The organism is [Clostridium] celerecrescens 18A (assembly GCF_002797975.1).
In the GTDB taxonomy this organism is placed as follows: Bacteria; Bacillota; Clostridia; order Lachnospirales; family Lachnospiraceae; genus Lacrimispora; species Lacrimispora celerecrescens.
Genome location: NZ_PGET01000001.1, coordinates 4523758 through 4536662 on the forward strand (window position 1 = coordinate 4523758; position 12905 = coordinate 4536662).

The window sequence follows — 12905 nt, forward strand, 5'->3', positions numbered from 1 at the left end:
TATAGGACAAAAAAAGTAAAGGTGTACAAACCATGCAACATAGAATCAGTTAGAAGGGGTGGTGATATGGCAAAAGTGAAGGAAGTAAAAAGAGGAAACACGACTTTTATTTTTCATGACGATTACTGCAAAGCTACAACAACTGAAGAGGCTAAAGCTATTTCTAAGCAAATTGCAAAAATAGTCTTTCCGGCACTGAGGGCCGCTTATTTACATAAGGACGGAACCGGCTGAGGCCGGAACTGGTGGACAAGGGGTCTAACCCTCATATTTTTTTTCTTCTGTCATATTATTTAACGAGTATGTCACTTTGTTCATTGCTGGGACATCCAAATCTTAGGCAGCCAACCTCATTCTGTCTATTTATAATTACTATATTCAGTGATAACGAGGAGACTTAACTATGAAAAAAATTTTGGATAACAATTATTTTGATTTAATTATGACAAATCCAGTGATATTGTTTCCCAGTGATGATTACATTACTTATATAAACAACCGGCATTCCTTACTGCACATACCGACAGAAGATGTAGACATTTGTGATTTGTCAAATTTCCCCGCACATACCTTTCCGTCATTATATACCCTCAATTCTACCGTCAGTCTTGAACGAAGTGGTATTGGAGAGATACAGCGGATTCCGTCCTTAGCCCTGTTCGGACAGGGCGTAGTTGTAGTGGTCATTGATACCGGTGTTGATTACCAGCATCCCGCTTTCCGAAACAGCGATGGTTCAACCCGTATCCTTACCATATGGGATCAGACTCAGCAAGAGGGTACTCCTCCCGATACGTTTACCTTTGGTACGGAATATAGCCGGGAGACAATCAATAACGCGTTAAATTCTGAAGACCCTTTGTCCATTGTACCATCCACAGATACCAACGGGCACGGAACGGCCATTGCAAGTGTTATTGCCGGTACTCCCAATGTACTGGAAGCCTTTAGCGGAGTAGTCCCGCAATCTGATCTGGTGATTGTAAAACTGAAGGAAGCAAAACAGAATCTAAAGAACTTTTATTTTGTACCCGAAGATGCTTTATGTTTTCAAGAATCTGATCTTATGCTTGGTTTTCGTTATTCCCTTACCATTCAGGAAAGGTTCAACCGCCCTGTAGTCACCTGCTTCGCCGTTGGAAGTAACCAGGGAGGTCATGATGGGAATGGCGCCCTAAGCGGTTACTTAAATGACCTGGTATTGCAGACCGGTATCGGCATATCCGTTTCCGCCGGTAACGAGGGAAACGGCCGCAGGCATTATTATAACTTCACCCCGCTGGAACCTTTTTACAATGACTTCGAATTAAGAATAGGGGAAGAAGATAAAACATTTGCTATGGAAATCTGGTCACATTCTCTAGGAAGGGTATCCATTGACATATCCTCGCCAAACAGAGAATCAACACAACAGATTTTTCCTTCGATCGGCGGTTGCAGAATATTCAACTTTGTGTTTTCCCCTACTACCCTTTATGTCAATAATTATGTATTTGAAGAGGAAACCGGAGATCAGATGATCCTGGTACGTTTTCAGAACACGATTCCCGGCATCTGGCGTATACGGATCAGAAGCGTTGAAAATGAGCCCTTGACCTTTCATTCATGGCTTCCTTCGAACGGTCTCATATCTGACCAGACCTATTTTCTTAATTACTCACCGGATACCACTATCACTTCACCTGGAAACGGCATTCGCCAGCTGACTGTGACTGCCTATAATCAGATGAATAACTCAATTCTTGGTGAATCAAGCAGGGGTTATACAAGAACGGGCTTTATCAAACCGGATATTGCAGCTCCAGGTTACCAGCTTACTTGTGCAGTCCCTGGAGGCGGGTATGGTTCTGTGACCGGAACTGGAGCCGCCGCTGCCCATACAGCCGGCATTATTTCCATGGTCTTTGAATGGACCATTGTGAGGGGAAATTATAGCACAATGAATGGAATTTCTGTTGACCGGCTGATGGTAAGAGGGGCGACCCGGTCCAGCTCATACACATATCCGAATAACATATGGGGATACGGCCAGGTGAATGTGGTCAATTTATTCAGGCTGCTTACTAACTTTTGACCTCATCAAGTAGCGAAGCAGATTGTGAATATCCGATTGACTAGAATAGGGTCTGTAATTGTTTAGTTCCTCCTTTTCACTTAACGAATGGAGATTATTTAAGCGGGTATCCGGTATTCCGGGCCCGCCTTTATTAAGTTCTTTACAAACTGCCTACATGGACATTTATAACTTTTGGATGTAATATTGAGTATTAATTATAAGCCACATTCGGGTATCGAATCTCATAATAGTCCAAATAGAGATACCTTGAAGATTATATTCCTCAACAAGTCCGGCCCTTGCATCAAAGCTTCTTGCATCTTTAAACCATACTACATGCAGAATCCCATCCCTATCAGTATAGTAAAAGTAAGATGACTGTGCTACTTCATTAAATTGTATTGGTATATCGTTTTCCGCTGCAATTTGTACCGCACTATTATTTGATATTACAACAGCTTCTGTAGCACCGGGAACATATGGAAGTGTCCAATTATAACCCAGAGCAGTGATTCCAAGAAAAATTTTCTCGGGTGGAATGATACTGACCACATAATCTAACAATTCTCTTAAGATATTAACCGGAAATATTGCGTTTGGGTAGCTGTAAGACCTTGCCCAGTCATAAGAAGAAAATATAATACCATCTGCAAATTCAGATAATTTTGAATAGTCTAATTTTTCAAAATTGACGCCGGGGATATCTACATTTGTAGCTGGAGTTATGGTAACAAGCATCTTATAACCTTCTGAATGAAATATCGCAGAGGCTCTTTTCAAATATCCTGCAATGCTGTCTATGTTGTCATTGGTTATGTTTTCGGCATATATATTTATACCATAAAAACCTTTCGTTCTTAGTATGTAAAGCGCGTTTTCAATAAAGCGATCCTGCACAGTAGGGTTATTTATAATATTATAGGTCACTTCACGGCTGATGATTCCCTCTTCCGTCATAGTGGAAATAAACATCATGGGTGCAACATCATATGCTTTAGCTAGCTGAATAATTTCAGTATCGTCGGCACTTGAGATAATTTCGCCTTCACTTGTAGTCCTATAATTGAATATAGTCAGGTAAGTTAAAAAAGGAAGTGTTTTTATTAAGACAGATCTATCTATATATGAAAAAGTATAACCAATGGTTGCAATTGTTCTTTTTCTATTCGTCTGATAGCTTATAACTATAGTTTCACCGGGGTACAAAAATTCCATGTCGGTAAGATAGGGATTATTTCTTAATAATTCCATTGGCGAAGTACCATGCTGCATTGCAATACTCTCCAAAGAATCACCGGCCTGAACAGTATGAAGTGTTTCAGGCTGAACAATCACAATTGTTTGGCCTATTGCTAAATTTTCAGGGTTTGTAATTCCGTTTTCCAATATTAATCTGTCAACAGGGATTTTGTAATATTCTGATATTGAATTTATGGTTTCACCGGGTTGTACAACATGTAGGTTCATGAATTCCCTCAATTGATTTTATTAATCTATTATATGCTGATCTTACATGTTCATAACATCCTTGTGCAGATAATAATGTAACTCAATCGTTTGCACAATAACTGGTTTAGACTGTTGATGTAATTACTTATGAGCTATCGGTCCATATACTTTCGGCCCCCCCATGGCAGTTGCCCCTATCAACATGGTCAGGAGAGTAGTGGAGTATGCTGTAACAGCCATACCAACGGAGAAGATCAGCCTGGGAATTCCAAATTACGGATACGACTGGCCCCTGCCCTATGAGAGAGGAGTGACGAGGGCAAGGACCATAAATAACCTGGAAGCGATCCAGATTGCCATTGATCATGGTGTGGAGATCCAGTTTGACGAAGTTGCCATGTCCCCGTATTTCCGTTATTGGCAATATGGAATTCAGCATGAGGTATGGTTTGAGGATGTGAGAAGTTATAAGGCCAAGTTTGATTTAATCAAAGAATTTGGCTTAACCGGTGCCGGGTATTGGCAGCTCATGCAGTTTTTCAGGGCAAACTGGCTATTGCTGGAGCAGATGTTCATTATTAAAAAGTATGGAGAGTAATTTCACCTTTCTCCAGAAAAACTCCGTTGCATTTCTTCCGTTTTTCTGTTATATTGGTGTGTTAAACAGTTAGTGGAGAGGATTTCAGGATGTTTTTATATCAGATGAAAGATGAACATGTACAGATTCTGGGTTGTCGGGGATATGACGGTTCCATACGGATCCCGGAGAAAATCGGAGGCCGGCCGGTGACAGAGCTGGCTGCCTATGCATTCTCCGATGGTTGGGGGAAAAATGAAATGCTTTCATTGGCGGGAAAAGAGATACGCCTGTGTGATGAAGAGGGCAACCCAATTGAAATAGAAGATAAAGATATTCCGCCGGAGATAAGCTGCGAAGGGCTGATCGATATATATCTGCCGGTGACGATTAGGAAAATAGGAAATTATGCATTCTATAACTGTTATGAGTTAAGCCGCGTGGAGTGCTCGAGCTCCATCATTGATGTAGGATCCGGACTTTTTACCGGCTGCACAGGGGTCCGGTTTTTAGATATCCATATGATCGATGGAGAACGTTCCTGCATGAAGGAACTGCTTGCGGAACTGCGGCAGGAACTTTATGTAAACTACTATGGCAGCAAGGGGAGTGCGAGGCTGGTTTTTCCCGAAATGTTTGAGGAGTCTGTGGAGCATACGCCAGCCAGAATCATCCTCCGGGAAATGCATGGCTGCGGCCATATGTACCGTTACTGCTTTGATCAGACGGAGTTTCAGTTTCATAAATACGATGCCCTGTTCCCTCACATCCTGGTGCAGGAGCCGGAACGGGTGACCGCAGCCCTGGTTCTGGGAAGGCTTTATACTCCTGTGGAACTTCTTGTAAAGGATAGGGAGGTATACGAGGCTTACCTGATGGAACATTTTAAAGGAGCAGCGAGACTGGCGCTTGAGGAAAAGGACCCGGCCCTTTTCCTTTGGCTTGCCGGGCAGTACGGCCATAAGCAGGAGGACTTTGACGGGCTGGTCGACATGGCGGGAAATGCTGAAAAGCCTGAAATTTTAAGCGTTCTAATGAATCTTCGCCGCCAGCGCTTTAAGGCAGGGAAACGGAAGTTTTCTTTGATATAATTTCATTTATGTATGCAAATTGAACAGCTTTATATAGAATAGAACAGAAAGAGGGTGGAACCATGATCGATCCGGTGAAACAAAGGCAGCTTGATGAACTGGCAGAGGTGGAACTTGGCCATGAGATCCTGACGAATGCCCGCAATGAACTTTATTTAAGCTTCCGGTATCTGGATGTCGCCTTAAACAGCCTTGGGTTTGCGGCTGACTGGACAGGTCAGGGCGTAGGAACGGATGGGTTTGTTATTTATTATCAGCCGGAGCAATTGTTTTCCATATATAAGAGAAGCAGGACCCTGGTGAACCGGATCTATCTGCATATGCTTTTTCACTGCCTGTTCTGCCATTTGAATGGGAAAGGGGATCGAGAAAAGGAATACTGGGATCTGGCCTGTGATATCACCATAGAATCTATTTTGGATGGATTCTATGTGAAACCTGTTTACCGGCACCAGACTCCTTACCGCAGGGAGGTATACGGCCGGCTGGCAGAAAAACGAAAGGTATTTACCGCGGAGGGAATTTATAAAGAGCTTCAGGATATGAGTCTGACCCCGGAACAATATGGGCGGATGGCAGCAGAATTCTACGTGGACAACCATGACCGGTGGGAAGAGGATGCTCCGCCGGGAGTTCAGATGGAGCGGCAGAATAAATGGCAGAATATCAGGGAAACCATGCAGACGGAAATGGAGTCATTTGGAGAAAAGAATGAGGATTCATCAAGAAACCTTTTGGAACAGGTGAAGGTTGAAAACCGGGAAAAATATAATTACAAGCAGTTTTTAAGAAAGTTTGCGGTGTTAAGGGAGGAAGCAGAGATCGATCCGGATTCCTTTGACCCCGTGTTTTATACTTACGGCATGTCTCTTTACCGAAATATGCCTCTGATTGAGCCTCTGGAAACAAAGGAGGTTTTTAAAATTGAGGATTTTGTGATCGTGATCGATACATCCATGTCAGTATCCGGGGATCTGGTACGGCATTTTCTTCAGGAAACCTATGGTGTCCTAGGGGAATCAGAAAGCTATTTCCGGAAGATCAATATCCATATCATTCAGTGTGATGAGGAAATCCGCTCTGATGTAACCATCACAAGCAGGGAGGAGATGGAAGATTATATGGAGCATTTCACATTATCCGGATTTGGCGGAACGGATTTCCGGCCGGCTTTCGAGTATGTGGCTGGTCTTTTAAACAAAGGGGTATTTAAGAAGCTCCGGGGCCTTTTGTATTTTACAGACGGAAAAGGGATATATCCGGTGAAAATGCCGTCCTATGATACGGCATTTGTCTTTATGGAAGACCAGTATGAGGACATTTCCGTACCAGGCTGGGCCATGAAAGTGATCCTGACAGAAGAGGATCTGGAAGTAACTTGACAGGAGATTTTATTATGAATATTAAACGAGCAAAAGAAGAAATTAAGAATACCATAGAAGCTTATCTGCTAAAGGATGTATATGGTGCTTACGAGATACCGGCGGTTCATCAAAGACCGGTATTTCTCATGGGACCTCCGGGAGTGGGAAAGACCCAGATCATGGAGCAGGTAGCAAGAGAATGCGGGATTGGTCTGGTGGCTTATACCATCACCCATCATACCCGCCAGAGTGCGGTGGGACTTCCCTTTATAAATGAAAAGGAATTCGGCGGGAGCACTTACCGTGTAACAGAATATACCATGAGCGAGATCGTGGCCTCAATTTACAATAAGATCGAGAGCTCCGGCCTTAAGGAGGGGATCCTTTTTATTGATGAGATCAACTGTGTGTCCGAAACCCTTGCGCCGACCATGCTCCAGTTTCTCCAGTATAAAACGTTCGGAAACCACAAGATTCCCGAAGGCTGGGTTATCGTGACGGCCGGAAACCCGCCGGAATATAACAAGTCGGTCAGGGACTTTGATGTGGTGACTTTAGACCGTATCAAGCTTATCCATGTGGAACCGGACTTTGAGGTATGGAAGGCTTATGCCTATGAGCAGGCCCTGCATCCAGCGGTTATTTCCTATCTGAATGCTAGGACCGAATACTTCTGCCGGATCGAAACAACGGTTGACGGAAAATTCTTCGCCACCCCCAGGGGCTGGGAGGATTTATCAAAATTTATTGAAATTTATGAGCGCCTGGGCAAAAAAGTGGACCGGGATGTGGTGGGTGAGTATATTCAGTTTCCTAGGATTTCCAAGGATTTTACCAACTACCTGGATCTATACTATAAGTACAGGGATGATTACCAGATCGATGAGATCTTATCAGGCATTATCAGGGAGAGCCTGTGCGACAGGCTGAAACGGGCATCTTTTGATGAGAAGCTAAGTGTCATCGGCCTGATGCTATCAAGATTAGGTCAGAGCTTCCGCTCTGTGTCTGATCAGGGGGATAGAACCGGCCTTCTAATGGAAGAACTTAAAAAAATAAGTCAGGAATCCGAAAAAGATCAGGATACCTCCATGGTGGCCCGTCTTGCCGAATTAAGGGACCAGTGGAATGGTGATTGGGACAGGAGAAGAAAAGCCGGCCTTTTAAGCAGGAGAGAAGATTATTTACGCCGGGATGTAGAGGCCCTGCTTCTTCAATATGAGGAAACCCTCCGAATGGAGGGGACCGGGGATGAGGCTGCCTGGGACCGGATACGGGAGATGTTTGAGGAAGAAAACGCCAGATATGAAGCGCTTTTGGAAGAGGGTGGAAAATCACTGGAGCATGCATTTGATTTTATGGAAGCCGCATTCGGTGACGGACAGGAAATGGTGGTATTTATAACGGAATTGAATACCGGGTATCACAGCGTTAAATTTTTAAAAGAATACGACTGTGAACGGTATTATCAATATAATGAACGGCTTTTATTCAAGGACAGGGAAAGTGATATAAAAGCCAGGATTGATAGTTTAGGAAAATAATGTATAAAAACCAAAAAACTACTCCATAATAAAGAAAGAAAAGGAGGTAGTGCCATGGGAAATAAAGCATTGAGTTACACTGCTCTGACTATAGCTATTATTGGCGCGGTCAACTGGGGGCTGGTAGGTTTTTTTAACTTCAACCTGGTATCATTTATTTTCGGCAGCATGACATGGATTACGAGAATCGTGTATGCTCTAGTAGGAATTTGTGGGTTGTACCTGATTACTTTTTATGGCCGTTCCGAGGCTGGAACAGAAGATAACAGATAATTTAAAGGGCATTACAGCATGAGCGGATCACTTACCATGCGGTAATGCCCTCGCTCGTTAATATAATAACATAAGAAAGGTGCTGTAAAATGATTATAACGAATCATTTTACAGCACCTTTATCTTATGCGTTCCTTTCTGAGAAACAGCTTACGTGAATTCCTTGCTTGCCTGCCCAAAATATGGCCTTATATGAGTTGTAAGCGAAATAGAATTATGATAGAATTCATATAAATATCACATATCATGATAACCCAAAGTCAAACCAGCATTCATTTACAGGAGGAACTTATGTTTTTTATATGCGGCATGAGCCAGGGAAAGAAAATACTCGATTATACAAAAACAGTGATCTGCGGCCTGTGTGGAGGATATGGCAGATACCAGGTTTTTATGACTTACAGTTATTTCAGTATTTTTTTCATCCCCATCATAAAATGGGACAGACGTTATTATGTTCAAATGTCCTGCTGTAATACCCTTTACGAACTGGACTCCGAAAAAGGAAAAAGACTGAATCATAAGGAGTCTGTAGACATTAGTGAGCAGGATCTGACCCTGGTGCAGTCCGGCCACAGGAGTTCAGACTGGAACCGGAAGCAATGTTCTCACTGCGGGTACGAAACTACAGAGGATTTTGAATATTGTCCTAAATGTGGACAGAGGTTTTAATACCGTATCACCGTATGTCTGGTAGGAGACAGAAGCGTAGGTCACCGAATGGTTTCTTAAATGATGATATCATCAAGGGCTCTTTTTGGAACGTAATGCACTTGATTCTCATCCCGGTAATAGCGAATATCCCCGTCCTCTTTTACTGGGACAAGGACTACTTCTTCCTTGGGCTTTCCAAGAGCAAGGACTAAATCTATGGAGTACCGTGATGGATCAATGGAGAGAGCTTCTGCCAGATCACTTCTCCGTACATTTCCCAATATGCATCCACCGTATCCTTTTTCCACAGCCCCAAGCATGATGGTCTGTGCAGCAATTCCATCATCATACAGCTTATTTTTTCCAAGAGACAGATCGCATAGAATGATGATGTAGGCAGATGGGCGTTCCCCCTTTTCAGGACCACCCCAGTCCGGCAGAGCGCCGGCCCAGCTCAGAGTATCAAATACCTTGGCATTTTCTTCCGGGGTGCTGCACAGCCGGAACTTCAGCGCCTGGGAATTGGCTGTTGAGGCGGTGAGCCTGGCTAAATCCACCAGCTCTCTTAAATCTTTCGTTGAAACCGCTTCACTCTCATAAAACCGGCGGAAGGTACGGCATTTTAAAACCAGTTCTTTTAACATAGAATATTCCTCCTTTATTGTCTGTATTTTATCCGTTTTCTTATTTTAAAATTATATCAGGTATTAGTCCGTCCTGCAATGGCATGGGGAAGGAAGGGAGAGATTACGATGAAAACCAGAGCAGAATTGATTACTTATTGCTTAACCTATCCTGATGTTTATGAAGATTACCCTTTTCGTGACCACCAGTGGGCCGTTATCCGGCACAGAAAAAACAAAAAGGTGTTTGCCTGGATCTATGAACGGGATGGGATAGTCTGTATCAATTTAAAATGTGATCCGGAGTGGGTGGAGTTTTGGAGAAATGCATTCACCGGCGTACTTCCTGGATATCATTTAAATAAAAAGTATTGGAACACGGTCCTTCTTGACGGGACCGTACCGAAGGAAGATATCTGTCGAATGATAGGGGAAAGTTTTGATCTGACCACTTGATTTTCCAGTTTTACCGGAAAAATAGTAGTTAAAATTAACAAAAAAATATTGAACAATGAATTATTATTGTTATATTTTCGGAGTGGACAAAATTAAAACTAGTAAAATAAAATAAATTCAAGAGCAAAATTTCATAATTTATTATGAGGTCATCCGGCTCCAGTTGTAATTAGTTTTTAGATTTTGCCTGTTTTTGGCTGGGAAAAATAGCGAGTTGGAATCATTGACTTTATTTTCTCAAGGTGCTAAACTGAGACTCGGTTTCAAGTACATAGGACAACATGGAACCAAGACAGATTTATGTAACAATAAACCTATGTATCGCAAGGAGGAGAATAATTATGAAATTAACAGCAAAAAAACTGGTACTTACAGGCGTAGCCGTATTAACAATGGCATCTATCTCTGCATGTGGAAGCACAAAGACTGCAGAAACAACAGCAGCTACTGAAGCTACTGTAGAAGCTACAACAGAAGCAGTTACCACAGAGAACGAGACTACAGAAGTTGTAGAAGAATCCGAAACAGAAGATGTTACTTTAGATGAGGCTTCTGATGAAGAGAGCAAGGAAGATGCAGCAGCAGATGAAGCAGAAACAGAGTCTGCAGAAGCAGAAGCTGAATCTACAAAAGCAGCAAACTAATCGGCAGAATTACTGATTCGATCAGGAATGCTAAAATTCCGGAGCGGGGACAATTGTCCCCGCTCTTTTTGCGTTCCGCTGCTATGCAGAGTGATGGCAGTTGTGATATAATTTTTCCAAATAACCTTAAAAAGGAGGTCTTTTCCAATGAAAATCACCTATATCCATCACAGTGCATTTCTGGCGGAGCTTGAGACAGTAACCCTGCTGTTTGATTACACAGAGGGTTCTCTGCCCAAAATCAATGATGAGAAACCTCTGCTTGTTTTTGCAAGCCACCGCCACGGGGATCATTATTCTGAAAAAATTCTGGAGCTTATTAAGAAGCATGAGAAGACCAGATACATCCTATCGGATGATATCCCAAAGGAACGTCTGCTCCAATCGCTTCTTAATGAGATGGTCTTTATGAAGCCCGGGGAAAAGATCTGCTTTTCTAATTCAGAAGGAAATCTCACAGGCCCCGTCACTGCAGAAGAAAGGGCAGATGCAGAGATTCTGACCCTCCGTTCCACCGATGAAGGCGTTGCGTTTCTTGTGAAAGCGGAAGGAAAGGTCATCTACCATGCCGGAGATCTAAACAACTGGAGATGGGAAGGGGAGCCGGACAGCTGGAATGACCAGATGGCAAAGCAGTATTCCGGGGAAGTGGATAAGCTGTCAGATATGCACATAGATGCAGCTTTTCTCCCTTTGGATCCAAGACAGGAGAAGGCCTTTTTTCTCGGCTTTGACGAATTCATGAGAAAGACCCGGGTAAGCCACGCATTTCCTATGCACTTCTGGGGAGATTTTTCTGTGATCGGCAGGTTAAAGGATATGGATAATTCCTCGCCTTACCGGGACCGGATCGTGGAGATCCATGAAGACGGGCAATGTTTTGATATCGGGTAGGAGATAAGTTTTTATGGAAAACGAGAAGGAACAGCCAGGGGATCTGACCCCTGAGGAGCAGAGAGAGGTTTTAGAGGCCGCCATGCAGGCAGGGCATATTCTATTGGAAAACGGGGCGGAGATCTTCCGGGTGGAGGAGACTATGGACCGGATCTGCTGTCACTATGGAATACGGTCCGGGAATTCCTTTGTTTTAAGCAATGGGATTTTCACGACCTCAGGCAATGAGAGAGAGGAAATATTTGCAAAGGTCCAGCATATTCCGGTAAGCGGAACCCATTTAGACCGGGTAGCGGCGGTAAACCAGCTATCCAGGGAAATTGAGACAGGCTTATTAAGCCCTGGAGATGTGAGGCACCGGCTGGATCAGATCCGGGTAATGCCGGGAAAACCAAGAACCATGCAGATCCTTGCCTCCGGCGTTGGAAGTGCCTGCTTCTGTTATTTGTTTGGAGGAACCCTAAGAGACAGTTTATCGGCCTTTGGCTCCGGGATTCTTCTCTATGTATATGTGATTTTTCTAAGCAGCCCCCATCTCTCAAAGATCGTTGGAAACATCGGGGGAGGAGCCCTGGTCACTTTTTTGTGTACAGTTCTTTATCTGCTTCATTTTGGAGAGAATTTAAATTTTATGATCATAGGTTCCATTATGCCCTTGATTCCTGGAGTTGCCTTTACCAATGCCATCCGGGATATTGCAGACGGAGACTATATCTCGGGTTCCGTCCGTATGATTGATGCTCTGCTGGTATTTTTCTGCATCGCTATGGGGGTTGGGATGGTTTTCAGCCTGTTCCACCGGCTGACGGGAGGTGTGCTTCTATGAGTTTGTTTATGGAAGCCGCCGCTGCGGTTGTTGGTACGGTTGCATTTTCCCTTTTGTTTGGGGTACCCGCCAGGTTTTATCCATACTGCGGGCTGATCGGAGGAGCAGGCTGGCTGGTCTATGGGGGGCTCATGAATAGGCTGACGGCTCCGTCGGCTGCTTTGGCGGCTACTATTGTGGTGATTTTTCTTTCCAGAACGTTTGCTGTAAGAAAACGGTGTCCAGTGACTATATTTTTAATATCCGGTATTTTTCCCCTGGTGCCTGGGGCGGGAATATACTGGACGGCTTATTATATTGTGACGGATGAACTGGCGCTGGCAGTTCGGACCGGTTTTCTTGCATGTAAGGTGGCGGTTGCCATTGTACTTGGCATTGTATTTGTTTTTGAGCTGCCCCAGAAATTTTTTACATTTGCTGCAAAGAAACAGGAGGAAGTGGACGATAGATAAAA

14 protein-coding genes and 1 pseudogene are annotated in these 12905 nt (G+C 43.6%); 13 read left to right on the forward strand and 2 right to left on the reverse strand.

The window, feature by feature from the left end; all coding sequences use genetic code 11:
- The first annotated feature begins 66 nt into the window (after positions 1-66).
- Both H171_RS24240 and H171_RS20600 read left to right on the forward strand, forming a co-directional pair.
- On the forward strand, positions 67-234 hold the full coding sequence (locus H171_RS24240) for a hypothetical protein (protein ID WP_157803200.1): 168 nt from the start codon (positions 67-69) through the stop codon (positions 232-234).
- A gap of 169 nt (positions 235-403) precedes the next feature.
- Entirely contained in the window at positions 404-2074 is a 1671-nt protein-coding gene (locus H171_RS20600; protein ID WP_100306799.1) for a S8 family peptidase, read from the forward strand.
- Positions 2075-2239: 165 nt separating this feature from the next.
- On the opposite strand, the gene H171_RS20605 is transcribed toward H171_RS20600, so the two are convergent.
- Positions 2240-3523, reverse strand: coding sequence for a LysM peptidoglycan-binding domain-containing protein (locus H171_RS20605; RefSeq protein ID WP_100306800.1), 1284 nt, complete (start codon positions 3521-3523; stop codon positions 2240-2242).
- A gap of 145 nt (positions 3524-3668) precedes the next feature.
- On the opposite strand from H171_RS20605, the pseudogene H171_RS20610 reads away from it, so the two are divergent.
- The 6 genes and pseudogenes from H171_RS20610 to H171_RS20635 all read left to right on the forward strand — a co-directional run.
- Positions 3669-4103 (forward strand): annotated as a pseudogene (locus H171_RS20610) (glycosyl hydrolase family 18 protein); the annotation flags it as partial.
- Between the two features lie 104 nt (positions 4104-4207).
- Complete coding sequence (locus H171_RS20615; protein ID WP_242977030.1) at positions 4208-5173, forward strand: leucine-rich repeat protein; 966 nt, start codon at positions 4208-4210, stop codon at positions 5171-5173.
- 62 nt (positions 5174-5235) lie between these two features.
- Complete coding sequence (locus tag H171_RS20620; RefSeq protein ID WP_100306802.1) at positions 5236-6555, forward strand: vWA domain-containing protein; 1320 nt, start codon at positions 5236-5238, stop codon at positions 6553-6555.
- 14 nt (positions 6556-6569) lie between these two features.
- On the forward strand, positions 6570-8081 hold the full coding sequence (locus tag H171_RS20625; RefSeq protein ID WP_100306803.1) for an ATP-binding protein: 1512 nt from the start codon (positions 6570-6572) through the stop codon (positions 8079-8081).
- Positions 8082-8135: 54 nt separating this feature from the next.
- The gene (locus tag H171_RS20630; protein ID WP_025230450.1) at positions 8136-8354 is read left to right on the forward strand and encodes a DUF378 domain-containing protein; all 219 of its coding nucleotides are present in this window, start codon (positions 8136-8138) and stop codon (positions 8352-8354) included.
- A gap of 291 nt (positions 8355-8645) precedes the next feature.
- A complete protein-coding gene (locus tag H171_RS20635; RefSeq protein ID WP_100306804.1) occupies positions 8646-9026 on the forward strand; it encodes a zinc ribbon domain-containing protein in 381 nt (126 codons plus the stop codon).
- Positions 9027-9082: 56 nt separating this feature from the next.
- Here H171_RS20635 and H171_RS20640 read toward each other — a convergent pair whose 3' ends face one another.
- Complete coding sequence (locus H171_RS20640; RefSeq protein WP_100306805.1) at positions 9083-9652, reverse strand: nitroreductase family protein; 570 nt, start codon at positions 9650-9652, stop codon at positions 9083-9085.
- Positions 9653-9760: 108 nt separating this feature from the next.
- On the opposite strand from H171_RS20640, the gene H171_RS20645 reads away from it, so the two are divergent.
- From H171_RS20645 to H171_RS20665, 5 genes are all read left to right on the forward strand, one after another.
- Positions 9761-10087 (forward strand): MmcQ/YjbR family DNA-binding protein, encoded by a 327-nt coding sequence (locus tag H171_RS20645; protein WP_100306806.1) that lies wholly within the window; start codon positions 9761-9763, stop codon positions 10085-10087.
- Between the two features lie 341 nt (positions 10088-10428).
- Positions 10429-10731: a hypothetical protein gene (locus tag H171_RS20650; protein WP_100306807.1), complete on the forward strand. Its 303-nt coding sequence runs from the start codon at positions 10429-10431 to the stop codon at positions 10729-10731.
- A gap of 147 nt (positions 10732-10878) precedes the next feature.
- The gene (locus H171_RS20655) at positions 10879-11625 is read left to right on the forward strand and encodes an MBL fold metallo-hydrolase (RefSeq protein WP_100306808.1); all 747 of its coding nucleotides are present in this window, start codon (positions 10879-10881) and stop codon (positions 11623-11625) included.
- Positions 11626-11638: 13 nt separating this feature from the next.
- Complete coding sequence (locus tag H171_RS20660; protein WP_100306809.1) at positions 11639-12451, forward strand: threonine/serine exporter family protein; 813 nt, start codon at positions 11639-11641, stop codon at positions 12449-12451.
- Complete coding sequence (locus H171_RS20665) at positions 12448-12903, forward strand: threonine/serine exporter family protein (protein WP_100306810.1); 456 nt, start codon at positions 12448-12450, stop codon at positions 12901-12903. The genes H171_RS20660 and H171_RS20665 overlap by 4 nt, the downstream gene beginning before the upstream one ends.
- The last annotated feature ends 2 nt before the right edge of the window (positions 12904-12905 follow it).